Genomic DNA, 26,271 nt, shown 5'->3' on the forward strand with positions numbered 1-26,271 from the left:
CCATGAATATTCATAAAATAGCCATCATTGGCGGAGGAAACCTGGGGTCGGCCATTGCCAAAGGCTTGATTCATACCTCCAGCATTTCTGCGGCATCGGTTTTTGTCACCCGTCGCCGTGCTCAGTTGCTGGCCGCCTTGTCTCAATTGGGCATCACCACCGGGTCTGATAATCTGGCCGCGGTTAAGGAAGCCGATATTGTTTTTCTGGCCGTCAAACCCTATCAGATGCAGGAGGTGCTTCAAGAGGTGACGCCGGCATTGGCGCCAAAGGCCATTATCATATCACTGGCCACCGGCATTGACAACAAGCAATTGCTGGAATTATCCGGTGGCCAACATCCGGTATTCAGGGCCATGCCCAATACGGCTGTAGCCATTGGGCAATCGATGACCTGTATTTCAGGAATGAATGCTTCGGAAGAACAGACCGAAGTGGTCCAGTCGCTTTTTGAGAAATTGGGCAGTGTCCAGATTATTCCCGAGGAACTGATGGCTGGCGCCACCGTTCTGGCCGCCTGTGGCATCGCCTTCGCCTTGCGCTTTATTCGCGCCGCTACCCAAGGCGGGATTGAAATTGGTTTTGGGTCTGAGCTGGCCTTGAAGATTGCTTCCCAGACGGTTAAAGGGGCAGCGCATTTGCTGATTGAAGGGGACTCCCATCCCGAGGCGGAAATTGATAAAGTGACCACCCCCAGAGGTATCACCATTTCGGGATTGAATGAAATGGAACACCAGGGATTCAGTTCGTCGCTGATAAAAGGATTGATGACCTCCTTCCAAAAAATTGAGAACGGCAAAAAATAATGGCATTAATAATTTCTGATAAAAAGGTGTATAAATCGGTCACCATAAAAATAGGTTCCAATGTACTGACACGTCCGGATGGCCAACTCGACAGAGAGCGGATGGCGCATATTACAGAGGAAATTGCCCATTTGCATCAGGCAGGCATCAAGGTGATTCTGGTTTCTTCGGGTGCTGTGGCATCGGGCCGCAGCATTGTCAAAAGCCCGGTCAAAAGAGATCCGGTGTCTGAAAGGCAATTGCTCTCTTCGGTGGGTCAGGTGAAGTTGCTCACCACTTATGCCAGTCTGTTCGATGCCCATGGTATTACCTGTGCGCAGGTTTTGGTCACCAAGCAGGATTTCAGAACGCGGGAACATTACCTGAATATGAAAAACTGCTTGTCGGTCCTCCTCGATAGTGACATCGTCCCCATTATCAATGAGAACGACGCCGTATCGGTTACGGCTTTGATGTTTACCGATAATGATGAATTGGCCGGACTCGTGGCCTCCATGATGAATACCCAGGCCCTTTTTATTCTGAGCAATGTGGATGGGGTGTTCAGTGGTGATCCCGCGCACCCGGACTCTGTTTTAATTGATGTGATAGAAAACAGAACCACCGATTTGACCGAGTTTGTCACCACCCAAAAGAGCAATTTTGGTCGGGGAGGCATGCTGACCAAAGGTCGGGTGGCCCGCAATACCGCTGCTTCAGGCATCTCTGTTTACATAGCGAATGGTACCCGTGATCACATCATACGTGATTTGGCCATGAAAACGGACGCTGCCCCGCATACCCTGTTTTCCCCCGGGACGCCCAGTCCGGCCGTCAAAAAATGGATGGCCTACTCGGCCGGTTTCGCCCAATCGGAAGTGGTGATCAATGCCGGTGCTAAGCAGGCTTTGTTCTCACCCAAGGCCACCAGTCTCTTGTTGGCGGGGGTGACCGAAATGAATGGCTTGTTCGAAAAGGGCGATCTTCTTCGGATATTGGATGAGGATCATCATTTGGTGGGTATTGGAAAAGCACAGTATGACCGAAAGAAAGCCGAGGAACACCTGGGTGATAAAAAATATAAACCCCTGGTTCATTACGATTATTTGGTGCTTTTCCCTTAAATTGGGGGTGTCAATGGTTGGTAGGTTTTCCCCAACCGCAAAAAAGATTTAATTATGTCCGCAACTGAACAAATAATAAAAGCGCGCGCAGCCACTGCTCAAATGGTGTTGTTAGACCAGGAAGTCAATAGTGCGGTGTTAAGGGATTTGGCCGACCGGGCCGAAGCGAGTATTCCTTTGTTGTTGAAAGCCAATAAATTGGATTTGGACAGGATGCCATCCAGCGACCCGCGCTACGACCGCCTCAAGCTGACCGGAGAGCGCATCAAGGGCATTGCCGGCGACCTGCGAAATGTAGCCGCCATGCCATCTCCCATCGGTGAGGTATTGGAGAGCCGTGAGGTGGAAAGTGGCCTGAAGCTTCAGAAAGTCCGTGTGGCCCTTGGGGTGGTGGGCGTAATTTATGAGGCCAGACCCAATGTTACCTTTGATGTGTTTGCCCTTTGCTTCAGAACGGGCAATGTGTCGGTGCTGAAGGGCGGTCAGGACGCCTGGAACTCCAATCAGGCCGTGATGTCACTCATTGCTGAGAGTCTGACAGCCCACGGCATCACCCCTGAGGTGGTTCAGCTTTTGCCCCCTGAGCGGGAGGCGGCCACAGAGTTGATGAATGCGGTGGGACTGGTGGATGTACTTATTCCGCGGGGTTCTCAGGGTTTGATCGATTCGGTCCGTACCAACTCGAAAGTCCCGGTGATTGAAACCGGTGCGGGAGTGGTGCACACCTATTTTGATGAGACAGGAGATGTGGGCACCGGCCGAAAAGTGATCCTGAATGCCAAAACCCGGAGGGTGAGTGTTTGCAATGCCCTGGAATGTTTGATCCTTCATGACTCCAGACTGCCTGATTTACCGGTATTGTTAGCGCCTTTGGCGGATAAGTCGGTGCGCTTGCAGGCCGACGAAGCAGCCTTTAAAGTATTGAAGGGACACTATCCGGATGAATTGTTGCAGCCCGCCACTTCTGAATCTTTTGGAAAAGAGCATCTGGATTATATTTTATCCGTCAAAACCGTCTCCGATATGGATGAGGCATTGGCGCATATATCCAAATATAGTACCCGGCACAGTGAAGCCATTATCACCACGGACGCAGCCAACAAATGGCGTTTTTTCAAAGAAGTGGATGCTGCGGCGGTCTATGCCAATACATCCACGGCTTTTACAGATGGTGCGCAGTTTGGAATGGGGGCCGAAATTGGTATCAGTACCCAGAAGTTGCATGCCCGGGGACCCATGCGCTGCCGGAATTGACCAGCTATAAGTGGCTGATTGATAGTGATGGGGTAGTACGTATCTAAAAATTTAAGCTATATGAGAAGATTCTTAACACCCGGAGATATCGGGGATTTGAAAGTCGCCCTGGAGGATGCCAAATTGGCCAAGAACAATCCTTACGCCGATCAGGCCCTGGGACGAAATAAAACCCTTTTGCTGCTTTTTTTTAATTCCAGCCTTCGCACGCGTCTGAGTTCCCAGCGGGCCGGTTCAAATCTGGGCATGAATGTGATTGTAATGGATGTGAACAAGGATGGCTGGCAGTTGGAAACAGAGTATGGCGTCATCATGGACGGGGACAAGCCGGAGCATATCCGGGAGGCCGTTCCGGTGATGGGTGAATATTGCGACATCATCGGCGTGCGCTCCTTTGCCCGTTTCGACAACCGGGAAGAGGATTACAGTGAGCCGATCATCAATCAATTTATTAAATACAGCGGCGTGCCGGTCATTAGTCTGGAATCGGCCACCCGACATCCTTTGCAAGCCTTTGCCGATCTCTTTACCATCATGGAAAAAAAGAAGGTGGATCGTCCAAAGGTCGTTCTGACCTGGGCGCCCCATCCGCGGGCACTGCCACAGGCCGTGCCCAACTCCTTTGTGGAATGGATGAAAGAAGCCCCTGTCGATTTGGTGGTCACCCATCCAGAGGGCTATGAACTGGCCCCGGAATTTATGAAGGGGGTTCATTATGAGCCGGATCAAAACAAGGCTTTTGAAGGGGCTGATTTTATATATGCTAAAAACTGGTCCAGTTACTCGGCCTATGGCCAGATATTGAGTCAGGATCGGTCCTGGACGGTAGATGAAACCAAAATGGCGCTCACCAATGAGGCCTGTTTCATGCATTGCCTGCCGGTTCGGCGGAACATGATTGTGACCGACGCCGTTATTGAAAGCCCCCAATCCATTATTATTGAGGAAGCGGCCAATCGGGTGGTGTCCATGCAAGTGGTGTTAAAGCGCATGCTTCAAAGCATTGCCGAAGAGGAGGATTTTTAGAGATCCGGGTCTTCAACAGGAGAGCGAATTCGCTTTCTTCATTCAATTGTTAAAGCGTTCGGATGTCCGGTGCCGGGTTGTTTAAGTGCCGGGAATGCCGGCGCGGGAAGGCGATAAAAAAAGAAAGATATGCAGGAGTTAACCATTGTAAAGGTAGGCGGGAAAGTGGTGGAAGAAGCGGAGAATCTGGCCAGCCTGCTGCGCGATTTTTCTGCCATAAAAGGGCCCAAAATCCTGGTCCACGGCGGGGGGCGCTCGGCCACCGCCATGGCGCAACGTTTGGGCGTGGAGACCAAAATGGTGGAGGGCCGCCGAATTACTGATGCTGCCATGCTGGAGGTGGTGACCATGGTGTATGGCGGATTGGTGAATAAAAATATTGTGGCCGGATTGCAGGCCCATCAAACAAATGCGCTGGGGATGACCGGTGCCGATATGAACATCATCCGTTCGAAAAGGCGGGCCAAAGGAGCCGTAGATTATGGGTTTGTCGGTGACATAGAAGCAGTGGATGCCAGCGGTCTGACCCGGTTATTGACGGCCGGTGCCGTGCCCGTCATTGCGCCCCTGACGCACGACGGTCAGGGCCAAATGCTCAATACCAATGCCGACACCATGGCCTCTGCCGTCGCCGCTGCGCTGTCTGATCAGTTTCAGGTTATGCTGGTGTTTTGCTTTGAGTTACCCGGGGTACTGAGAGATATTAATAATAGGGATTCGGTCATTGACCGGATCACGCCTGAAATATATCAGGCCTTAAAAAAGGAAGGCATCGTGGCAGATGGCATGATCCCCAAATTGGACAATAGTTTTGCCGCACTTGAGCAGGGGGTTGCGCAAATTCGTATTACCCATCCGCAGGGATTGGCCGGGGGTGCAGATGCCGGAACCATGCTCAGGTTGAAATAGGCCGGTCTGGTGTTTCCATCACAGGTGGTGGCCTGTCCACCTATCGCAGTTATTACAAGTTGCTTACTGAAAAAGAACAAAATGACCATTGACCAACTTCATGCTGAATCTGTAGAAGTATTAAAAATGCTGATTTCCATACCTTCCCTGAGTCGCGATGAGAAAGCGGCGGCCGACCGGGTGGAAGCGTTTTTGGTCAAAATGGGCCATCCACCCCAACGGCGAAAAAACAATTGCTGGGTGGTGGCACCGGGATATCAGGTTGGTCGACCAACCATTCTTCTGAATTCTCACATCGATACGGTCAAGGCCTCTGATCATTGGGAGAGCGATCCTTTGACGCCGGTTTTGGAGGGCGATAAATTGACGGGACTGGGAAGCAATGATGCGGGTGGTCCCCTGGTGGCCTTGTTGGCTGCTTTCCGGTATTTGGCCGCCAGAGCACAAAGCTATAACCTCATTTTTGCGGCCACGGCTGAAGAGGAAGTCTCGGGTGTCAACAATGTGGGATCGATTCTCCCGGAATTGGGCCCCATTGATTTGGCCATTGTGGGCGAGCCCACCCGCATGCAAATGGCCGTAGCCGAAAAGGGCCTTTTGGTGATAGATGGTGTGGTTCATGGCAAGTCGGGACACGCCGCCCGCAACGAGGGGGTGAATGCCATTATGGAAGCGTTGCCGGTCCTGTCTTTTTTTAGGGATTATCAGTTTCCTAAGGTGTCGCCATTTCTGGGCGAGGTCAAGATGACGGTGACCGGCATCAACGCCGGTACGCAGCACAATGTGGTGCCCGACCGCTGCACTTTTATGGTGGATGTCCGGGTGAATGAATGCTATTCCAATGAAGCGGTTTTTAATATTCTGAAAGCCCTGGTGCCCTGTGAACTTTCGGCCCGAAGTTTTCGATTGAATTCCTCGTCCATTTCACAGGACCATGCGATTGTACAACGGGGGAAATCCATCGGTTTAGAGGTCTTTGGGTCACCAACGACTTCTGATCAGGCCGTGATGCCTTTTGAGACTTTGAAAATTGGGCCGGGTGATTCGGCCCGTTCGCACACGGCCAATGAGTATATTCTTTTAAGTGAGATACGACAGGGCATTTCGACCTACATTCAATTGTTGGATGGCCTGGAATGGTTGAAGTAGTCAATAGGGAAAGATTTCTCTAATTTGCTGGTTTTGTGGGCAAAATAACTATATTTGTTATGTTTTGATATTTTTGAAGTCAGTTGGTTTTGTGTTTGGTTTTTTATGGTGTGTTTTACTAACAATTTGTAGCCTGTCAGGGGCCTAAAAAATAATAGAATGAAGCTTTGGGATAAAGGAACGGCGGTCAATAAAAAGATAGAAGATTTTACCATTGGTCGCGACAGAGAATTGGATGTGGAACTGGCACCTTTCGACATACTGGGTACCATGGCGCACATTACGATGTTGCAAAAGGTCGGTTTGCTCACCTCAGAAGAGTTGGAGCAACTCTTACCTGTATTGAAGCAGCTCTACCAGCGTACCCGAAACGAAGGCTTTGTTATTGAAGAGGGCGTGGAAGATGTTCATTCACAGGTAGAAATGCTGCTTACAGCGTCGCTTGGGGATATCGGGAAGAAGGTGCACAGTGGTCGCTCCAGAAACGACCAGGTGTTATTGGATCTCAAATTGTATGCACGGCACCGGATTCAGCAGGTAACCGGGGCGGTGGCCGAGCTCTTTTCTGCTTTGCAGAAAAGAAGTGAAGCGCACAAAGACGACCTGATGCCGGGATATACCCACCTGCAGGTGGCCATGCCATCTTCCTTCGGATTGTGGTTTGGGGCCTATGCCGAAAGTCTGGTGGATGACATGCATTTATTACTGGCGGCCTATCGCATCGTTAACCAAAATCCCTTGGGTGCTGCGGCCGGATATGGCAGCTCTTTTCCGCTCGACCGGCAATTGACGACTGAATTGCTCGGTTTCGAGGATATGAGCTATAACGTGGTTTATGCCCAGATGGGGCGCGGAAAAATGGAGCGCAGCGTGGCCATGGGCATGGCATCGGTAGCGGCTACAGTGAGCAAGTTGGCGATGGATGCCTGCCTCTATATGAGTCAGAATTTCAGCTTTATCAGTCTCCCCGATGAACTCACTACCGGATCGAGCATCATGCCCCACAAGAAAAATCCCGACGTTTTTGAGTTGATCCGGGCCAAGTGCAATAAATTACAGGCTTTGCCCCAGCAAATCATGATGATCACCTCTAATTTGCCATCGGGCTATTTCCGGGATTGCAAATCACCAAGGAGGTTTTTATTCCGGCTTTTGATGAACTCATGAGTTGTTTGGAACTGACCACCTTTGCCATTGAAAACATGACGGTGAAGAAGGATTTGATGAAAAATCCTTTGTATCAATTGGCTTTTAGTGTGGAGGAAGTCAATAGCCGGGTGCTGGCCGGCGTTCCTTTCAGGGAGGCATATAAGCAGGTGGGCCAGGAAATTGAAAAGGGAAATTTTGAGGTTCCTGCCGCCATTCATCATACCCACGAGGGAAGTCTGGGTAATTTGTGTAACCAGGAAATCGATCATAAGATGCAGCGCATCATGGAGCAGTTTGCTTTCGATAAGATGCAGACAGCGATCCAAAACTTACTAACTTAAAACTTTATGAATAATGGCATTACTAGATAAATTAGCCAAAGCCTCCGTTCAGTCATGTGATATTGACAAGGAACTGTACAATCAATACAATGTAAAACGTGGACTACGTAACGCTGATTTTTCTGGCGTTCTGGTGGGCCTGACCAACATTGGTAACGTGGTGGGTTATACCAAGGATGAAAACGGTGTTTCTATTCCCCGGCAGGGTGAGCTGTACTACCGCGGATACGAAATTTCCAGTCTGGCCCGTGGTTTTCAAGCGGACGGGCGGCATGGATTTGAGGAGACGGCGTTTCTGTTATTGTCGGGCAAGCTGCCCAATAAAGAGGAGTTGAAGGAGTTTTGTGAAATGATCCGGGCAGAACAGGAACTGCCTTTTTCCGTGTCCAAAAATCTGATTTTGTCCCTCCGTGGCAAGTGTGTGATGAATATGCTGGCGCGGACTGTTTTGGGCTTGTATACCGAAGACGAGGAGGCAGAGAACTATTCCCCTGAAAATCTGATTAAGCAATCCATCAGCCTGATTGCCCGTTTCCCGGTGATTGTGGCCTATGCCTATTTTGGCATGCGCCATTCCTTTCAGCGGAAGTCCCTGATCATTCGTCACCCAAAGCCCGGCTTAAGTCTGGCCGAGAATTTCCTCTACATGCTAAAAGGGAGTGGTAATTACACCCGGTTGGAAGCCGATTTGCTGGATTTGGCGCTGGTGCTGCATGCCGAACATGGCGGGGGTAATAACTCTTCTTTCACTACCAGGGTGGTCAGTTCTTCACAGACCGATACCTATTCCGCCATTTCTGCCGCACTGGGCTCCTTAAAGGGTGGCTTGCATGGCGGTGCTAATATCAAGGTGATTCGCATGATGGACAATGTCAAGGCCCATGTGAAGAATTGGGATGATGAGAACGAGGTGGATGAATATCTGACCAAGATGCTCAATAAGAAGGCCTTTGATGGAACAGGAAAAATTTATGGCATTGGTCACGCCATCTACACCCTCTCAGATCCGCGTTGTGTTCTGCTAAAGGAAAAGGCACGTGAGCTGGCGCGTCAGGCCGGACGGGAAGACGAATACAACCTGTATGAGTCGATAGAGAAATTGGCGCCAAAGGCTTTTTACCGTTTTAAAGGCAGCAATACCAAGACCATTGCTGCTAATGTGGATTTTTATTCAGGATTTATCTACCAGTGCCTCGGCATTCCTGAAGAGCTCTTTACGCCTATTTTTGCCATTGCCCGTGTGGCCGGCTGGGCGGCTCACCGCATTGAGGAAGTGACCTCTTCCAGCGCCCGCATCATCCGTCCCGCCTATAAGAGCGTGGTGGATCAACGCGACTATATGCCCATCAGTGAGCGCTAAGGTCAAAGGATATTTAAGCCCGTTGAATACAATTTCTGGGATACCAGAAATTGTTGGACGGGTTTTTTTAGGCCCATGTGTCAGGTCATCCGTGCTCGCCCATCCCGGGTCGTATAAATATACTGAAAGAATGGATTAAAAGTTTTGTTTAAGAATAATTATACAAATTAGGGTTTGTTGTATATAATAATCGCGCAATATTTGTAACTTTGCGATGGAAAAAAAATAGTTGTATGCCTGAAGCGAAAGAAATTAAACTAATACTTGAAGATGGTACTGTCTTCACAGGAAAATCATTTGGATGCCATAAGTCGGTAGCCGGAGAAGTGGTTTTTAATACGGCCATGACCGGCTATCCGGAGAGTCTAACGGACCCGTCCTACAAGGGGCAGATTTTGGTCTCTACTTATCCGCTCATCGGAAACTACGGGGTGCCTTCCAAAGAAAAGGAAAATGGCATCCCGAAATTTTATGAGTCAGACCGTATCCATGTTTCCGGGTTGATTGTTTCTGATTACTCCTTTGAGTTTAGCCATTGGAATGCTGAAAATAGTTTAAGTGGCTGGTTAAAGGAAAATGAGGTGCCGGGAATTTTTGATGTGGATACCCGCGAACTTACCAAATTGTTGCGCGATAAAGGTCCCTTGTTGGGCAAGATTGTGGCAGACGATCAGGATGTGCCCTTTTATAATCCCGATCATGATAATTTGGCGGCTTTGGTTTGCACGACAGAGAAAGAGGTCTATGGCAATGGCCGGCACAAAGTAGTCCTGGTGGATACCGGCGCCAAATACAATATTTTGCGCTGTCTCTTGAAGCGGGACACAACTGTGGTCCGCGTGCCCTGGGATTACGACTTTAGCCAGGAAGAATACGATGGCGTTATGTTGTCCAATGGCCCCGGTAACCCGGAGATGTATGAGGCCACCATCAATAATATTCAAAAGGCTTTAAAGGGCGACAAGCGATCTTTGGTATTTGTCTGGGCAACCAGTTAATGGGCATTGCGGCTGGCGGATCAACGCATAAATTAAAGTACGGACACCGGGCCCACAACCATCCGGTGCGCCGGATAGGAACGGATACCTGCTATATCACCAGTCAGAACCACGGTTTTGTGCTCGACACCGAATCCCTGGCTCAGGATTGGGAACCCTTGTTTGTCAACATCAATGACGATACCAATGAGGGCATACGTCATAAAAGCAAACCGTTTTTTTCCACCCAGTTCCACCCGGAAGCTTCCAGTGGTCCAACGGATACGGAGTTTTTGTTTGATGATTTTATAGGGATGATTGAGGCTTATAAAGCCAAGTAGAGGGCTCTTTTTCCTTTTTGGCTGCAGCCCCAAAAAGGAAACAAAAAAGGCCGCCACTGCAAGTAATTTTCTAAAAATCAACTTTATTGTCTAAAATCCTGGAACTCGCTTCGCTCAGACAACCAGGATTTTTTTACGACAATCCATTTGATTTTTTAAACGAAAATGACTTGAGGTGGAAGGAAGGACCTAAGTAATAGAAGTTATTATAAAAACAACCCCCAAAAGCTCATGCTTTTGGGGGGTTGTTTTTATAGGGGTATTTTGCCTTAAAGGCTTTCTTCCGTAACGGAGGCTTTCTTAAAGCTGTTTTTGATGACGCCTCTTTTTGAACTCCGGATGAAGTGAATGATGGCGTCCCGCTCTGGTGAGGCATTCAAATAGGTCTCCATGTATTCGGTGGCCTGAGAGGCATTCATGCCCCGCTGATAAAATACCCGGTAGGTATCATGAATGGCTTCAATTTGTTCCTTGCTATAGCCCCGGCGTTTAAGACCGGTGTAGTTAATCCCCATATAGGCGGCCGGTAATCCGAATACTTTGGTAAAGGGTGCCACATCCGTCAATACTCCCGCCATACCGGAAACCATCGCATGGGTGCCTATTCTGACAAATTGGTGAATGGCGCTTGATCCGCCAATCACGGCCCAATCATCCACAATTACTTCACCTGCAATTTGCACGCTGTTGGCGATCACACAATGGTTGCCTACTTCTGTATCATGGCCCAAATGCGTATAGGCCATCAGCAGGGTGTCGTTGCCCACTTTAGTAAAACCTTTGGAGGCTGTTCCCCGGTTAATGGTGACATACTCCCGGATGGTTGTGTTGTTGCCTATTTCAACGGTGCTGTATTCGCCCCGGAATTTTAAATCCTGAGGAACGGCGGCGATCACTGCACCGGGAAAAATCTGGCAGGCTTTGCCAATTCTTGCTCCCGGGTAGATGGTCGCATTGGCCCCAATCCACGTGTCGTCGCCTATAATTACATCTTTGTCAATTTTTGCAAAGGCTTCTACTGTCACATTTTTTCCCAAAATGGCTTCAGGATGTATCTCCGCACGCGGTGAAATCAATTGCTCCATTCCCATGTTTTATATTTATACAACAAAAAGCCGGGTTTCAGGCATAGCATGCCCAAACCGGCCAGAGTTTAGCTTGTTTAATTGTTACTGGGTATATGACAATTATTCAGGTGCACACACGTACGGGGTATTGTGTTTTTATTTCTTTTTTATTAACTTATAACCTGTTGATGTTTTTAAGTTCCACTGAATCAATGCGTCATAGGATGAAGATGCTGGCTGTTTTTTTTGACAATTTTATATGGGACGGAGAGTAAAGGACAGACAAACACCCGGTTTCGAAGTGAGTGGCAATATGGGTTTATTATACCACACGCTGCCGATTTAAAGCAGGTAGCCAGCAGTTATCCTTCCAGTTGGTCGCTGTCGTGGCAAATAATGGGCACTTCAAAGCGGCACTGGGAAGCCTGCAACTGTTTTCATTACCTCGGTTTGCATTTGTCCTATCTCGATTTTGGTGATGATAACGTTTTGGGGCAGGCCTATTCTTTTTCCGGTTCTTTTGAACCTGTATTGTGGCGAAGTAAGCGCTGGTCTCTTAATCTGTCATCCGGTCTGGGTATGGTTTATTTAAATCGCATCCATCATCCGGACAATAATCCATTGAATCAATTTTTTAGCTCGCATCTGAGCTTTTTGCTCTTTATTGCGCCTGCCTTGGAATATCAATGGTCGGATGATTGGGGGATGCGCTTGTCGGTCAATTATAATCATATTTCGAATGGGGGACAGAAACAACCGAACAGGGGCATGAATTTTCCGCAGTTGGGTCTGGGGCTGCATTATTTTTTGAATCAGGAAGATTGGCCTGAATATGTGGCCCAAGAAAAGGGGGTGAATTGGTTTTGGGGCTTAGAAAGTGGTGTTACAACACGCAAAACAGGGAATGGTGACCGACGGGAGCTCTCTATTTCGCTGGCCGGCCAGGTGACCAAAGCGCTTAACCCCATCAACGGACTGGCCGCAGGGGCTGAAATGGAATGGGACTATTCCGAAGGGGGCCATCATCATCCCATCACAGCTCCTTTTTTGGCCCACAGTTTTTTGCCGGGCCGCTTTGTGTTTAGCCAGCGAATGGCCTGGTACCTGACCAGGCCCGATGGCGTTTTTGAGAAGCACCATTTCTATCAACGCTACGTGTTGATGTTTAGTCTGATCTACGGATGGGACATTGGAGTGTCGCTGAAAGCCCACGGTCAGACGGCTTCCAACCTTGACTTTAGATTGGGCTACCGATTTTCCCAATAATTATTTAAATATTGACAAATGAAACATATTCTGATTGTTTTGATGGCTTTAGGGATGGTGACTGCCTGTGGGGTCTCCCGTCAATCGGTGGCAGACGCCCCTGAGCAAGGCCTTGAGTTGGTTGCTGATGACAGCCTCGAATATGAATTGGTGGTGCTGGATCCGGGATTTACTTCTTTTCTCGCCACTCAGCCACCCGCTGAACATTATTCCCAGAGCTATTACGAAGGCTGGAATCACCGATATGTATTGGAATGGAACAGCCGGCACCGCCATCCCTTGAGATACGGTGATTTTTATCAGACTGAAATTCAGTACGACCCGCACACGGATTACGGCCTGGAACTGAATTATCAATTGTACTACTATTTTCAATTCATCGAGCAGGAATATGGCATTGAGTTGATCCGGAGGCGATAATGCGCCGAGGGCCTCTTTTATCTTAATTAAGACCGGATACAAATTATGGCTGAATGTCATTTGATGGATAGAATATCTAATTAGTTGCCTATTTTTATATTCTGATTTTTGGATATGTTTAAAAGTGTATGTTACTATTCAAAATTCCGCATTTGAGCTGTGTAAGAGTCTCTCTTTGAAAAAGATTAACGAACGATTGTATATAAAATGGTCGTATTATGAAGAAGGTTATTTTACCCGTGGCGTTGATGATCGTACTGTTAATAATGGCAGTGCACTTGTTTCATCGTCCGGAATTACCCAATCTGAATCATTTGCAACTGCAGCAGCAATTTTCTGTGAAGCCGGTCGCTTCTGTGGATCATACCCAATTTGAGCAGTTGCAGAAAGATTTTGCCACCCCTCAGGATGTGACCGAGGCTTGTATCGATTGTCACAATGAGCGGCACAAGGAGGTGATGGCTTCCAGTCACTGGAACTGGGAACGGATATCCTACGTGGAAGGGCGCGGTATCGAGCGAATGGGAAAACAAAATGTCATCAATAACTTTTGTATTGGTACCAGTTCCAATCAGCAGTCCTGTTCCAAATGTCACATTGGATTTGGGATGTCTAACGATTTGTTTGATTTTAATAACGCCCGTAACGTGGACTGTATGGTCTGTCACGATCACAGCGAGGCTTATATAAAAGGAACTTCAGCGGCCGGGTACCCCGACCGGTCGGTCAACCTCTCACAAGTGGCCCAAAGTGTGGGTCGCCCGGGCAATATCAACTGTGGCGCCTGTCACTTTTCCGGCGGGGGTGGCAACAATGTCAAACATGGCGATCTGGAAATGGCTTTGTTGGAGGCCGACCGGTCGGTGGATGTGCACATGGCGGCCAATGGCATCAATATGACCTGTGTGGATTGCCATGAGGCGGAGAACCATAAAATGAAGGGCACCCTTTACTCTGTGTCTTCCACCCATGTAAGTCGGCTCTCCTGCGATGATTGCCACAGCTCAACACCACACAACGATCGTATGCTGGATGTGCATACGGGGAAAGTGGCTTGCCAAACCTGCCACATTCCGGAATATGCCAAAGTGAATGCCACCAAAATGGCCTGGCGGTGGTCAGAGGCCGGACATCTGAAAGACGGAGAGCCTTACGCTATAATGGACTCCATGGGGCGGGAGGTTTATCTTTCCATAAAGGGGTCTTTTGAGTGGGCCACCAATGTGGAGCCCGAGTATGTCTGGTTCAACGGACATGCCACGCATTATGTTCTGGGCGATGAGGTGGATACCATTCCTTTGCAGGTGAACAGATTATTAGGTTCAGCTACCGATCGGGAATCGAAAATCTATCCGGTGAAAGTCCACCGGGGTGATCAGATTTATGACCCCAATACCAAAATGCTCATACAGCCCAAACTTTGGAGCGATGCCAAAGGCGACAGTGCTTTTTGGCAGGATTTGGACTGGCACGAGGCGGCGACCGCCGGCATGCAGGAAGTCGGCCTGCCCTACAGTGGCGAATACGCGTTTATCCCTACCGAAATGTACTGGCCGGTTAATCACATGGTATCTACCAAAGATGAATCCCTTTCCTGTGCCGACTGCCACACAAGAGATAATGGCCGGCTGGCCGGTTTAAATGATTTTTATTTGCCGGGACGTGACCGGCACGCAGGTATTGATATACTTGGAAAATTAATGATTTTTGGTGCTTTGCTCGGGGTTGTTATACACGCCATGGCGCGTTTTATAATGGCCATTCGCCATAAAGAAATAGAATCTCAGGATATAAATTATTAATTGACGGCTATGCAAAAGGTGTATATTTATAAACAGTTTGAGCGTTTCTGGCACTGGACCCAGGCCATTTTGATCCTGTTTCTGGCCATGACCGGATTTGAGGTGCATGATTCCATTCATTTGTTCGGCTACGAAAACGCGGTGGTCTACCACCGGATAGCTGCCTGGATGCTTTTGGGGCTGATCGTTTTCTCTGTGTTTTGGCATATTACCACCGGCGAGTGGCGACAGTACATCCCTTCTTTCTCTAAGTTATCGGCCCAAATACATTATTATACGTTTGGGATGTTCAAGGGTGAGCCTCACCCTACGCACAAAACGGCGCGTAACAAACTGAATCCCTTGCAAGCAGTGACCTATTTGGGATTTAAACTGGTGATGGCACCTTTGATTGTGGTAACAGGGATGGTCTATATGTTTTACCGGACCATTGATGCCAATGATATGGTGGTGGTCAGTGAAATTCCTTTGGAATGGATCGCCTGGCTGCATACTTTTGGTGCTTATCTGCTGTTGATGTTTGTTATTATTCATGTTTATATGACCACTACCGGCTCTACGCCATTAACCAATATTAAGGCCATGCTTACGGGCTACGAAGAGCTGGAAGATACCGAAGCGTCTCATTCTGTTATTAAAAAAGAAGATCCACATGAAGCCTAATCAATACATGAATCCCTACCTGGCCGGCATCCTGCTGGGCCTGGTGCTGTTAGCAACTGTTTATATAACCGGTCGCGGACTCGGAGCCAGTGGTGCTGTTAAAAGTGTGGTGGCGACTGGTGTAAAAGCGGCGGCGCCCGACCATTATGAATCGGCCGCCATCTATCAGGATTATGCTGCCGAGCACCCCGGCGGTACCATGAAGTCCTGGCTCGTGTTTGAGGTCCTCGGCGTCCTCATTGGTGCCTTTATTTCCGGCATCTTGTCAGATCGCATTGGCCTTAAACTGGAAAAGGGACCTTCGGTGACCAACAAAACACGCATTCTTACGGCTGTTTTGGGTGGCGCCTTATTTGGTTTTGGCAGTCAGCTGGGCCGTGGATGCACCAGTGGGTCTGCACTGAGCGGCATGTCGGTCATGTCGCTGGGGGGCATTGTTACGATGATGGCCATATTCGGTGGGGCCTATGCCTTGGCGTGGTTCTTTCGCCGCCTCTGGTTACGGTAAAAGGATCGTATGAAAGACTGAAGAATTAGATGATTTCTTAATGATTGTTTAAATAATGGATTATGGGACCTTTAGTGCCGGATATTATCAGCAACGAATTCAATTTTATCATTGCCTTGATCATGGGCATTGGCTTTGGTTTTGCCCTGGAGCAGGCCGGATTTTCAAGTACCCGTAAATTGGTGGGCTTGTTTTATGGTTATGATTTTACCGTGTTGAAGGTGTTCTTCACTGCAGGGGCTACGGCCATGATTGGGATATTGTTATTGGGCCATTTAGGCTTACTCAATTTAGAGTACATCTTTGTGAATCCGTTTTTTGTGCGTTCGGCCATTGTGGGTGGACTCATCATGGGGGCCGGCTTTATTATCGGTGGCTTTTGTCCCGGAACCAGCGTCTGTGCGGCCGCCATTGGTAAGGTGGATGCCATGGCCTTTCTTTTTGGTTCAGCCATCGGCGTCTTTGCATTTATGGAAGCTTTTCCCTGGCTGGAAGCTTTTTATTTGGCCGACAATCAGGGCGCCGTTCTTATTTTTGAATCCCTGGGAATGTCCCGTAATATGTGGGCCCTGGTATTGACCATTATTGCCATAACGGCCTTTTTGGCTACCTCCTGGATCCAGAGTAAAGTCACCGGTGAAAAAAATGAATGGGCCAAAGTCAGCAGGTCCAAACTGGCCGGTTATATAGCCATTCCTTTGGCAGTGGTTCTGATGGTGATGATCACCCCTTCCAGAGATGAATATGTCATGGCTCAATTGGAGGAGCGGGCGGCCTCCGGCGAGTGTCAGCCCAGCATTATTGATGCCGATAAGCTGGCCTATGAATTGATCAACAGCTATTTTGAATACAACATCATTGATGTACGCACCAAAGCGGAATATGACTCTTTCCATATTGCCACCGCCATTAATATTCCTTTGGACAATCTGGCCGAACTGGCGTATCGGCCTTTGTTCCGTCAGCGGGTGAAGACCAATGTGTTTTACGCCAGCGATTTTGAAGATGCCAAACGGGCTTGTCTGTTGGCCCGCTTTCATGGAGATGACAGTGGTTTGGCCTTGCAGGAAACGGCAGAAACTTTTCAGGACTTGTTTTTCTTTCCGGATGAAATGCCGGAAGCGCCTACCAGGCATCAATTGACGGTACGGACTTTTCGGGAGGAGGCTGCCCGTAAAATGGAGGAAATTCAGGCGGCTGTTTCTGCCATGTCTCAGCCCATTCAGAAAAAAGTGCGTGTGGTTCAGGGTGGATGCAGCTAACGACGCTGAATGTTGCCGCGGTAGTAGGAAAATCCAATACCGATGAAGGCGATGGCGGCAAAGGCGACAAAAGTCCATTTTAGACTGGACATAAACAGATCGTCGGCCACCTGAGATATTTGGGTCTGACCAATGTAGAGGGCAAAGAACAGGGTGACAATGGTCATGCTCACCATTTGGCCCACCACCCGCATGGTGGCGGAAACGCCTGAGGCGATTCCGTATTGGTGTTTTTCAACGCTGCTCATGATGGTGTTCATATTGGGAGAGGAGAAGAGGGCGAATCCGGTGCCTACCAGTATCAGATTCAGAATAATGGGGGTGTTCGGGGTGTTTTCACGCAGAAAGGCAAAGAGCAACAGGCCAATGGCAGTCAGTGCCATTCCGGTAGTTGCGATGAATCTGGGTTGAATTTTGTCCGACATTTTTCCTGTCAGGGGCGACAAAAGGGCCATCATCAAGGGTTGAAACAATAGAATGGTGCCGGCCTCTTGTGGACTTAGACTTTTTATTTTCTGAAGGTAGAGGCTCAGCAGAAATACAATGGCAAAGGTGGCGCTGTAATTGATCAAGGCCGCTATATTGGAAAAGGCAAACAATTTATTGCGGGCAAAAAGTGACAGATCGATGACCGGAAAACGGACTTTCTTCTCTATCCGGATAAAAAGGGCGAGTAACAGTAAGCCGGTCCCCAACAGCATCCAGCCACTTTGGTCGGGTATTTGAGCCGAGCCAATAACCATGGCCATCAACGCCAAAGCATAAACGAAGGAGCCGGTCAGATTGATTTTCCGGGGTTGGTTGGTTGGGGTATCTTTTCCCAGAAACAGAAAGGCGACCACTGAGGCGGCCAGTCCAAAGAGAGCAGAAACAATGAATATCGAGCGCCATCCCAATTGCTGCGTCAGGATGCCCCCGGCAAAGGGTCCCACGGCCAAACCCGTATAAACGGAGGCCACTGTTATTCCCAGTACTTTCCCGCGTTCCTTTGGTAAGAATTCAGAGACCAGAATGGCCGGTCCGGTGGTCATGGTCATGGCCCCTCCAATCCCCTGTAGCAGGCGAAAAGCAATAAGAAGTAGCCGGAAGGGGCAAATCCGCAAGCGAGGGTGGTCAGGGAAAAGATGAACAGACCGATGCGAAATATTTTTTTGATACCTGTTAAGTCCGCCCAACGCCCCATTGGTAAAAGCAGGATGGCCGAAGAGAGCAAATAGGTGGTGATGATCCAGCTGAGTAATACGGCATTCATGCTGAAAGCCTGCTCAATGGCCGGAAGCGCTATGTTGACCGAGGAGATGAGAAAGGGGTTTAAGAAGGAGGTAAGGACGACTGTGCTTAGAATTGATTTTTGTTGGCGGTTCCATTTCATAATACTATCGCTTTTCAAAAGGCTGCATGGCTCTCTCGTAAATGCCGTGCATCCAGGCAATGGCCATGCCATAGTTGGTAACCGGAATGCCTGCATCAATGGCCGGTTGGAGTCGGTTGTGCAATTGCTTGCGGGTGATCATGCATCCACCACACTGGATAATCAGGGCATAGTCCGTGATGGGTCGGCTAATATGATCAAGCCCCGCTACCACATCCCACTCCACAGGTGCATGAATGTATTTTTGAATCCATCGGGGGAGCTTAACCCGTCCGATGTCTTCACAGGTAGAATGATGGGTGCACGACTCCAGAATCAGTATCCGGTCACCTTTTTTTAAAGTCCCCAGTCGGGGAGTCCCTGCCCTGTAAGCTTCAAAATTACCTTTATGCCGGGCCAAAAGAATGCTGAAACCTGTCAGCATGACCTCCTTGGGCACCATCCGGTTCGCCTTTTCAAAGATCTGACTATCCGTAATGGCTATTTTGGGGAGCTGGCTGGTGGTGGACAGGTAAAGGGCCAGTTCACTCTCCTTGAGTACAATGTTTATGGCGTGGTTGTCCAGCACATCACGAATGGTCTGTACCTGAGGTAAAATCATGCGTCCCTCCGGTGCTTCGGTATCAACAGGTGTAATGAGTAAAACCTGATCGCCGGGTTCAATGATTCCGGCTAATAATGAGGTGTTTGTATAGGCTGTTGGCGGTATGGCGGACTGAATGGCCCGGGTGATGTCATCGACCTGTTCACCCATTCTGTATGCGAGAAAAGCCTTTGCGCCGGCCAACTGGTATTGTTGCTTAACGCTTTCTGTGGCCGTTTGCAGATCGCTTTTGCCATGGATGACCATGAAAGGCACGTCCTTCTGTCTGAAATGTTCAATGAGCTGATGTTCCCACTGGTCAAAAGAATTGTTAATAATAATCAGGATGGCCAGATCAATCTGGTCGAGCACCCGCAGGCTTTTGGCAATGCGTTTTTCACCCAATTCACCCGAATCATCAATGCCTGCCGTGTCAATAAGAATGGCGGGTCCAACCCCTTTTATTTCGATGGATTTTTTAACCGGATCGGTGGTGGTGCCGGCAACCGGACTGGTAATGGCGATGTCCTGCCCGGTTATGGCGTTGATGAGGGTGCTTTTTCCGTTATTTCGTTTGCCAAAAAAGCCAATATGGGGTTTCTTGTCTCGTGCCATAATTTCTGAAGTTAGCTTAATACCATCATAAACTCACTTTCCAGTACATCTGATTCTTCCAGCGATGGCGTCCATCGCTTCCATTCAATGAGGTATTTTTTTAGCAGCAGAAAATAAGTGAGCGGAAACTCATCATTTTGCCACATTTGTGCGTAATTAAGCAAACCCAGATATTTAATCATGCCATCCAGCTCCTTGATAATGGTGAGATAAAACTGTTCCAATTCAAGGGTACCTGTTATAGCCATGCCTGGGACCTGCTCCCCAAAGGGAGCACTGTTTCGGGTAATGGAAAGCTGAAGGGTTTTACCGTCGTCGGAAGAAAATTCCAGAACAAAAATACAATCATCGCCGTACCATTCTACGGCGGTGGCATTGATTTCGCCCCATAAGTGGGCAGGCTCTTGCACAAACGACACCATGGCTTTAAGCAAATCCCCCAAGGGATTGCTGGCATTGGTGACTTCGAAGGGTAGGTTTTTGTTATTTAATTCAAAGTACCCCTTAACTTTTCCTGTTTCGGAGAGCTTGTATTTGAACCTGAATTCGTTCGCCATTGAATAAGTTAATGGTTTGCAGGGTGAAAGTAGAAAAAAATATGGAATGTTAGAATGGTTTTAGTGGTTTTTATGGTATAATTAGCGAATAATAGACAATTTGTATGAGACGATTTTTATGGGTAGTGGGTTTTATGGTCAGCGGGTTGTTTGGAACCTCGTTGTGTGCTCAGCGTTATGATGCGAATCCTTCGGCCTTTTTCCTCCCGGATGAAGCCTCTGAGACGGCTAAGATTATGGCCTCCGGCTTTATTTCTACCGGATTGGATGAGTTATCGGGGGTGTTTACACCGGATTATAAGGAGTTCTATTATACGGTATCGCATAGAAATGAGTTTTCAGCCCTTCTGTATACCCGGTATGAGGGTGGCATCTGGCGCTATCCCGAGGTCGTTGAATTTTCTGGGCGCTATCCGGATGCCGATCCATTTTTAAGTCCCTGTGGGGAAGTGTTGTATTTTTCCTCTCAACGACCTGCTGGCGAAAATGATTCCGGAGGGGTATGGAATATTTGGCAGGTGAAGCGGGATGGCGGGGGATGGGGGATCCCAGCCTGCTGGCCATGAATTCTTTGCGTCATGAACGCTTTCCAAGTGTTACCCAAAAGGGGGACCTTTATTTTTATGCCGACTACGGGTCGTCGTTGGTGACCTTCGATTTTCAGAAGGCCAATATTTACAGAGCAGAAAAGTCGGAAACCGGCTATGTCCTTGCTGAAAAACTGCCCGCAACCGTCAATAGTGCCTATGCCGATTATACGCCTTTAATCGCCCCTGATGGAAGTTTTCTGATTTTTGCCTCGCGGCGACCCGGGGGCAGGGGACAAAGTGATTTGTATATCAGTTATTGGCAGGAGGATGGCAGCTGGAGCGAAGCGGTAAATTTGGGAAGTCCCGTTAATTCAACCGACTCGGACCATTATCTTACTGACACCTGACGGGAAATTTCTTTTTTTTAGCAGTGACCGCCGGATTTTATCACCAAAACCCGCTGAAGGAGCTACTTACTCCTATTTTAAGCGGGTGGGACTGGGTCCCGGAAATGGCTTTAACGACATCTGGTTCATTCAGGCGCCGCAAAAATGACGGGTGTTCAATAAATATTTATGTCTTCACCCTTTACCATACCGGTGCTGCATACGCCTTCACTTCTTTCGCAGTAATGGTGTGGTTGCACAGAATAATGAGTCGTTCAATCACATTTCGGAACTCCCGGATGTTACCCGTCCAGGATATTTCCTGCAGGGCTTCTATGGCCGAGTCATCAAATTCGCGGCGGGGCATGCCCAATTCGTCGCTGATCAGATGACTGAAGTGGCTGGTCAACAAAGGAATGTCCTCCTTGCGCTCGTTGAGCGAAGGTACATGAATCAGGATGACGCTTAAACGGTGGTAAAGATCTTCCCGAAAATGCCCGGCCTTGATTTCTTCCTGCAGGTTTTTGTTGGTAGCCGCCAAAACACGTACATCGACCTTTATGTCCTTATCGCTTCCCACCCGGGAAACGATGTTTTCCTGGAGGGCGCGCAGCACTTTGGCCTGTGCCGATAGACTCATGTCGCCAATTTCATCTAAAAAGATGGTGCCGCCATGGGCTTGTTCAAATTTCCCCTTGCGTTGTTTGATGGCCGAGGTGAAAGCGCCTTTTTCATGTCCAAACAATTCGCTTTCAATAAGTTCTGAGGGTATGGCGGCGCAGTTGACTTCTATAAAGGGCTGCTCCGCCCGGTTGCTTTTTTCATGCAGCCAACGGGCCACCAGTTCTTTGCCCGTTCCGTTACTACCGGTTATGAGCACACGCGCATCGGTTGGCGCCACCTTCTCTATCATCTCCTTGACCGCCCTGATGGCCGGAGACTCCCCAATCATATCAAAGGTTTTGCTCACTTTCCGCCGCAAAAATTTGGTCTCCGTGACCAGATCTTTTCGCTCTACCGCGTTTCGGATGGTGACCAATAAGCGGTTCAAATCCAGTGGTTTCTCTATAAAATCGTACGCCCCTTTTTTAATGGCATCCACCGCCGTGTCAATGTTGCCATGGCCTGATATCATGATGACCGGCGTGTCATTGCTTTTCTCCATGATTTTCTGAAGCACTTCAATGCCATCCATATCCGGCATTTTTATGTCACACAGGATGATGTCAAATTTTTCACGGGCAAACAGCTCCAGTCCCTCAGGTCCGTTTTCGGCCAGGGTCACTACATTGCTTTCGTACTCCAGGATTTCTTTGAGGGTGTTCCTGATACTTTTTTGATCGTCAATTACCAGTATTTTGGACATAGTGCAATTTTAATCTGTAGGCAACCTGATTATGGCCGGAAGAAAACGATGAAAGAAAAAAAGGACCATCGTTCACAACCAGACAACAGACCCTTTATAAAACATTGTTGATGATTTGAAGAATGGCTCCCTCTTTCAGGGCAAACGCGCACTGCCAAACCTCATTGGGTTGAAGTCTTTTCAGCACCCATTGAACAATGATGCTGGCAGGAACGATGTTTTCAACCCGGTCGGGATCCATACCGGGTATGGTTCTTCGCCCTTCAATGGTGGCGGATATCAGCCTTTGGTGAACCTCATTCAGGGCCTCCGCTTCCAACTTAAAGGAGGTGATTTTGGATAACTCGATGAGCGGGTATTCCTTGTTGGCGATAATGGCCGCCAGGGTGTCAAAAGAACCGGAAGAGCCCACCAGTTTGCAGATGGGAAACTGGTCCACTGCTGCAATCAGAGATTGAAGCTTTGATTCCAGATGCCGGTCAATGATTTCTATTTCGCCCGCTTGTATGGGATCCGAAGGCGGAAACTGTTCCAGGAGTCGGGCCACCCCGAGATTATAACTTTCTTTCCAGGCTATGCCGTTTTTATTGGCGATAATAAATTCCACACTACCCCCGCCGATATCCATAATCAGGAATAGTTGTCGCCCAGCGGCACCACTTGCTTAACGCCGTCAAAAATCGTTTGGGCTTCCTCATCGCCTGGAATAACACGGATGGTCAGACCCAGTTCCTGCTTAACCCTCCGCACGAAATCGGCTCCATTGGTGGCACTTCTGATAGCGGAAGTGGCAAAGCAAAAAATACTTTCCACCTGATATTCTGAAATGGTAATCAGGTGAGTGGTTAATGCCTCAACGCCCCGCTTCATGGCCTCATTGGTAATGGTGGCCTTGTGAATGCCTCCCTCTCCAAGACGTGCCGGGTATTTCGATTCGACTAAAATGCGATACGTATCACCCTCGACCTCCGTAATCAGAAGATTGAAGGTGTTGGTCCCTAAGTCAATTATGGCTACACGTGTCTTTTCCATCTCTTAATCGGCTTGTTGAAAAATCAAAGTTATCAAAGTTACCTTTATTTATCTGAATAGCGGAACCACTTCCACAATTCTTTGTAATTGACTTTTTTGCCATACATCAGGATGCCGGTGCGGTAAATACGGGCGGCAAACCAGGTGGTAAACAGAAAGCCGGCAATAAGCAAGGTCAGGGAAAGGGCTATTTGCCATATGGGTACATCAAACGGAATCCGGGCCATCATGACAACCGGTGAGGTGAAGGGGATCATCGAGAACCAGAAAACCAGATCGCTGTGGGGATTGCGAAAAGCAGCCATGGCCACATACAGGGCAATGATGATGGGAATGGTGATGGGAAACATGAATTGCTGCGAATCGGTTTCATTGTCGATGGCCGCACCCACTGCGGCAAAAAGAGAGGCGTAAATCAGATAGCCGCCCAAAAAGTAGAGGATGAAAAGAAGGATGGTGGTCACCGGATTCATGCTGTTGACCATGTCCATAACTTTGTCGAAGTTAAATCCATCGGCTTGCGCCGCCTGGGCCTGCTGGCTGCTTCCTTCCATCGCCATTTCAATGCCATCCATCCGTGAAGGCATATCTGTATCGGAGAAAAAGAGGGCTTTGGCACCCGTTACAATGAGCACCGTTAATAGTATCCATAAAAACACCTGGGTCAGCGCCACCATGGCAATACCAATAATTTTGCCCAGCATTAACTGAAAGGGCTTGACCGAAGAAATGATGACTTCCACAATGCGGCTGGTTTTCTCTTCCATCACCCCACGTAAAACCTGGGTGCCGTAAATGAAGACAAACATATAGGTCAGAAAAGCAAAGACGAGACTAACCACCATGGCCATCTCTGTAGAACTTTCTTTTTCACTGCCATCTTCCCCTAATTTGATGGTCGTTAATTGGATGCCCACTTTATTGATGGCCGCGATGATGCCATCCAAACCCTCGAGCTCAAAACTTTTTAATTTTTGTGAACGCAGGTATTCGCGCAAACCGCCTGTAATATGGTCCCGCACATCCATGGTAATTTGTCCGTCGGAATAAAGACGTATGGCGTCGGGATTTTCCAGCAAATCTTCACTGATAACCAGATAGGCGTAATAGGGGGTGGAGGAGAAGTTGTTGCGCAGGTCTTCCTCTGATTCAGGTTCCAGATATTCAAATTTAAGCAGGTCGGTGTCTTTTATCTGGTCGATATACAAGCCCGTGTGGTCCACAATGGCCACTTTCTTTTCAATGGAATCTTCCATGGATGACAGCCAGGTAGGCACTACCATCATGGCCGCAAATAATACCGGACCAAGCAGGGTCATGATGATGAAACTTTTTTTACGTACTCTGCTGAGGTATTCGCGCTGAAGTATCAAGGATATTTTACTCATGGTCGTGGGGATTTAGAGGGTTACTTTGTTCTGGTTAACAACTTTAATGAAAACATCGCTCATGCTGGGAAGTACTTCCTGACAGCTGTGGATGTGGCAGTGATCCATCACCATGCGCAGCAGTTGGTTGATGTCGGTACCCTCCGGCATTTTTACCAGCAGGGATTCAAAGCCGTTGAGGGCCTGCGAAGCTTCCAACTGGTAATGGTGGCTGATGATTTTTTTAATCTGGTCGTTGTCACCCGTGTATTCCAGACGGACCAGATTTTCACGGTGCTCATAACGAATGTCTGACACCACCCCTGAAAGAATGGCTTTGCCATTGTTTATTAGTGTGATATGGTCGCACAACTCCTCTACCGAACCCATGTTGTGGGTGGAGAATATGATGGTGGCGCCCTCTTTTTTCAGATGGAGTATTTCATCTTTCAGCAGGTTGGCGTTGATGGGATCGAAACCGCTGAAGGGTTCGTCAAAGATCAAAAGGGAAGGATTGTGCAAAATGGTCACAATAAACTGAACCTTTTGCTGCATACCTTTGGACAGCTCTTCCACTTTTTTGTCCCACCAGGGTTGTATCTCAAATTTTTCGAACCAGTACTTCAGTTTTTTGAGCGCATCGTTGCGGGACACGCCTTTGAGGCGGGCCAGATAGAGCGCCTGCTCACCTACCTTCATTTTTTTGTACAGTCCCCGTTCTTCCGGCAGGTAACCTATACGTGAGATGTCCTCACGTGAAAGGGGCTTGCCCTGCAGTAAAATTTTTCCGGCATCCGGACCCGTGATTTGGTTAATGATGCGAATCAGGGTGGTTTTCCCGGCGCCATTGGGACCTAACAGACCAAAGATGGAATTTTCGGGAATGGCGACACTTACATCGTCCAAAGCCAGATGGTTGGCGAACTTTTTGACAATGTTATTGGCTTCTAAAAATGACATATTTTTACGGGATTAGAGATTTAAATGATTGAATCCAAGCAAAAATAGGGAAAATAGATGTAAGGTGAAGCAATATTGTTGGTAAAGTAACGGCGGGAAG

Annotated in this window: 27 protein-coding genes and 1 pseudogene; 19 read left to right on the forward strand and 9 right to left on the reverse strand. The window is 48.4% G+C overall.

Going from position 1 to position 26,271, the window contains the following annotated elements:
- Positions 1-2 precede the first annotated feature (2 nt).
- The 11 genes from proC to JCM15548_RS25075 all read left to right on the forward strand — a co-directional run bounded on the left by proC (position 3) and on the right by JCM15548_RS25075 (position 10,415).
- Entirely contained in the window at positions 3-806 is an 804-nt protein-coding gene (proC, locus tag JCM15548_RS05100; RefSeq protein ID WP_062122879.1) for a pyrroline-5-carboxylate reductase, read from the forward strand.
- Positions 806-1,909 carry a glutamate 5-kinase gene (proB, locus tag JCM15548_RS05105; protein ID WP_062122882.1) on the forward strand — a complete coding sequence of 368 codons (1,104 nt, stop codon included), beginning with the start codon at positions 806-808 and terminating at the stop codon, positions 1,907-1,909. Before proC ends, proB begins: the two co-directional genes overlap by 1 nt.
- A gap of 54 nt (positions 1,910-1,963) precedes the next feature.
- Entirely contained in the window at positions 1,964-3,163 is a 1,200-nt protein-coding gene (locus tag JCM15548_RS05110) for a glutamate-5-semialdehyde dehydrogenase (protein WP_227625496.1), read from the forward strand.
- A 60-nt stretch (positions 3,164-3,223) separates the two neighbouring features.
- Positions 3,224-4,189 carry an N-acetylornithine carbamoyltransferase gene (locus tag JCM15548_RS05115; RefSeq protein ID WP_062122885.1) on the forward strand — a complete coding sequence of 322 codons (966 nt, stop codon included), beginning with the start codon at positions 3,224-3,226 and terminating at the stop codon, positions 4,187-4,189.
- A gap of 129 nt (positions 4,190-4,318) precedes the next feature.
- The gene (gene argB / locus JCM15548_RS05120; protein WP_062122889.1) at positions 4,319-5,098 is read left to right on the forward strand and encodes an acetylglutamate kinase; all 780 of its coding nucleotides are present in this window, start codon (positions 4,319-4,321) and stop codon (positions 5,096-5,098) included.
- 81 nt (positions 5,099-5,179) lie between these two features.
- On the forward strand, positions 5,180-6,247 hold the full coding sequence (locus JCM15548_RS05125; RefSeq protein ID WP_062122892.1) for a M20 family metallo-hydrolase: 1,068 nt from the start codon (positions 5,180-5,182) through the stop codon (positions 6,245-6,247).
- Between the two features lie 159 nt (positions 6,248-6,406).
- A complete protein-coding gene (argH, locus tag JCM15548_RS05130; protein WP_227625497.1) occupies positions 6,407-7,414 on the forward strand; it encodes an argininosuccinate lyase in 1,008 nt (335 codons plus the stop codon).
- Complete coding sequence (locus tag JCM15548_RS23110) at positions 7,411-7,737, forward strand: hypothetical protein (RefSeq protein WP_227625498.1); 327 nt, start codon at positions 7,411-7,413, stop codon at positions 7,735-7,737. The genes argH and JCM15548_RS23110 overlap by 4 nt, the downstream gene beginning before the upstream one ends.
- Positions 7,738-7,750: 13 nt before the next feature.
- A complete protein-coding gene (locus JCM15548_RS05135; protein WP_062122895.1) occupies positions 7,751-9,097 on the forward strand; it encodes a citrate synthase in 1,347 nt (448 codons plus the stop codon).
- Positions 9,098-9,330: 233 nt separating this feature from the next.
- On the forward strand, positions 9,331-10,095 hold the full coding sequence (locus JCM15548_RS05140; protein WP_262486894.1) for a carbamoyl phosphate synthase small subunit: 765 nt from the start codon (positions 9,331-9,333) through the stop codon (positions 10,093-10,095).
- Positions 10,095-10,415 (forward strand): glutamine amidotransferase-related protein, encoded by a 321-nt coding sequence (locus JCM15548_RS25075; RefSeq protein WP_262486895.1) that lies wholly within the window; start codon positions 10,095-10,097, stop codon positions 10,413-10,415. Before JCM15548_RS05140 ends, JCM15548_RS25075 begins: the two co-directional genes overlap by 1 nt.
- Before the next feature lie 269 nt (positions 10,416-10,684).
- Here JCM15548_RS25075 and lpxA read toward each other — a convergent pair whose 3' ends face one another.
- The gene (gene lpxA, locus JCM15548_RS05145) at positions 10,685-11,500 is read right to left on the reverse strand and encodes an acyl-ACP--UDP-N-acetylglucosamine O-acyltransferase (RefSeq protein ID WP_062123014.1); all 816 of its coding nucleotides are present in this window, start codon (positions 11,498-11,500) and stop codon (positions 10,685-10,687) included.
- Between the two features lie 228 nt (positions 11,501-11,728).
- On the opposite strand from lpxA, the gene JCM15548_RS05150 reads away from it, so the two are divergent.
- The 6 genes from JCM15548_RS05150 to JCM15548_RS05175 all read left to right on the forward strand — a co-directional run bounded on the left by JCM15548_RS05150 (position 11,729) and on the right by JCM15548_RS05175 (position 17,403).
- Complete coding sequence (locus JCM15548_RS05150) at positions 11,729-12,748, forward strand: acyloxyacyl hydrolase (protein WP_157482437.1); 1,020 nt, start codon at positions 11,729-11,731, stop codon at positions 12,746-12,748.
- An 18-nt stretch (positions 12,749-12,766) separates the two neighbouring features.
- Positions 12,767-13,168 (forward strand): DUF6146 family protein, encoded by a 402-nt coding sequence (locus JCM15548_RS05155; protein WP_062122901.1) that lies wholly within the window; start codon positions 12,767-12,769, stop codon positions 13,166-13,168.
- 218 nt (positions 13,169-13,386) lie between these two features.
- On the forward strand, positions 13,387-14,970 hold the full coding sequence (locus tag JCM15548_RS05160) for a tetrathionate reductase family octaheme c-type cytochrome (RefSeq protein WP_062122904.1): 1,584 nt from the start codon (positions 13,387-13,389) through the stop codon (positions 14,968-14,970).
- A 9-nt stretch (positions 14,971-14,979) separates the two neighbouring features.
- Positions 14,980-15,633 carry a cytochrome b/b6 domain-containing protein gene (locus JCM15548_RS05165; protein ID WP_062122907.1) on the forward strand — a complete coding sequence of 218 codons (654 nt, stop codon included), beginning with the start codon at positions 14,980-14,982 and terminating at the stop codon, positions 15,631-15,633.
- The gene (locus JCM15548_RS05170; protein WP_062122910.1) at positions 15,623-16,141 is read left to right on the forward strand and encodes a YeeE/YedE family protein; all 519 of its coding nucleotides are present in this window, start codon (positions 15,623-15,625) and stop codon (positions 16,139-16,141) included. Before JCM15548_RS05165 ends, JCM15548_RS05170 begins: the two co-directional genes overlap by 11 nt.
- Before the next feature lie 62 nt (positions 16,142-16,203).
- Entirely contained in the window at positions 16,204-17,403 is a 1,200-nt protein-coding gene (locus JCM15548_RS05175) for a YeeE/YedE thiosulfate transporter family protein (RefSeq protein WP_062122913.1), read from the forward strand.
- Here JCM15548_RS05175 and JCM15548_RS05180 read toward each other — a convergent pair.
- From JCM15548_RS05180 to JCM15548_RS05190, 3 genes and pseudogenes are all read right to left on the reverse strand, one after another.
- A pseudogene (locus JCM15548_RS05180) lies at positions 17,400-18,871 on the reverse strand (MFS transporter). The gene JCM15548_RS05175 and the pseudogene JCM15548_RS05180 overlap by 4 nt on opposite strands.
- Entirely contained in the window at positions 18,780-19,973 is a 1,194-nt protein-coding gene (hydF, locus tag JCM15548_RS05185; RefSeq protein ID WP_062122915.1) for a [FeFe] hydrogenase H-cluster maturation GTPase HydF, read from the reverse strand. Before hydF ends, JCM15548_RS05180 begins: the two are co-directional and overlap by 92 nt.
- Positions 19,974-19,984: 11 nt before the next feature.
- Entirely contained in the window at positions 19,985-20,530 is a 546-nt protein-coding gene (locus JCM15548_RS05190; protein ID WP_062122918.1) for a hypothetical protein, read from the reverse strand.
- Positions 20,531-20,634: 104 nt separating this feature from the next.
- Between JCM15548_RS05190 and JCM15548_RS21540 the strand changes: the two genes are divergently transcribed.
- Both JCM15548_RS21540 and JCM15548_RS05200 read left to right on the forward strand, forming a co-directional pair.
- Entirely contained in the window at positions 20,635-21,096 is a 462-nt protein-coding gene (locus tag JCM15548_RS21540; RefSeq protein WP_062122921.1) for a TolB-like translocation protein, read from the forward strand.
- Positions 21,069-21,467, forward strand: a complete 399-nt coding sequence (locus JCM15548_RS05200) for a PD40 domain-containing protein (protein ID WP_062122925.1) — start codon at positions 21,069-21,071, stop codon at positions 21,465-21,467. The genes JCM15548_RS21540 and JCM15548_RS05200 overlap by 28 nt, the downstream gene beginning before the upstream one ends.
- A 181-nt stretch (positions 21,468-21,648) precedes the next feature.
- Here the strand turns inward: JCM15548_RS05200 and JCM15548_RS05205 are convergent, their stop codons facing one another.
- From JCM15548_RS05205 to JCM15548_RS05220, 5 genes are all read right to left on the reverse strand, one after another.
- Positions 21,649-22,812: a sigma-54-dependent transcriptional regulator gene (locus tag JCM15548_RS05205; RefSeq protein WP_062122928.1), complete on the reverse strand. Its 1,164-nt coding sequence runs from the start codon at positions 22,810-22,812 to the stop codon at positions 21,649-21,651.
- A 94-nt stretch (positions 22,813-22,906) separates the two neighbouring features.
- Positions 22,907-23,440, reverse strand: coding sequence for a Ppx/GppA phosphatase family protein (locus JCM15548_RS25085; RefSeq protein ID WP_262486898.1), 534 nt, complete (start codon positions 23,438-23,440; stop codon positions 22,907-22,909).
- Between the two features lie 2 nt (positions 23,441-23,442).
- On the reverse strand, positions 23,443-23,844 hold the full coding sequence (locus tag JCM15548_RS25090) for a Ppx/GppA phosphatase family protein (RefSeq protein ID WP_262486899.1): 402 nt from the start codon (positions 23,842-23,844) through the stop codon (positions 23,443-23,445).
- A 44-nt stretch (positions 23,845-23,888) separates the two neighbouring features.
- On the reverse strand, positions 23,889-25,232 hold the full coding sequence (locus JCM15548_RS05215) for an ABC transporter permease (RefSeq protein WP_062122931.1): 1,344 nt from the start codon (positions 25,230-25,232) through the stop codon (positions 23,889-23,891).
- A 12-nt stretch (positions 25,233-25,244) separates the two neighbouring features.
- Entirely contained in the window at positions 25,245-26,171 is a 927-nt protein-coding gene (locus JCM15548_RS05220) for an ABC transporter ATP-binding protein (RefSeq protein ID WP_062122934.1), read from the reverse strand.
- Positions 26,172-26,271 lie beyond the last annotated feature (100 nt).

The organism is Geofilum rubicundum JCM 15548, assembly GCF_000974365.1.
GTDB lineage: Bacteria > Bacteroidota > Bacteroidia > Bacteroidales > Marinilabiliaceae > Geofilum > Geofilum rubicundum.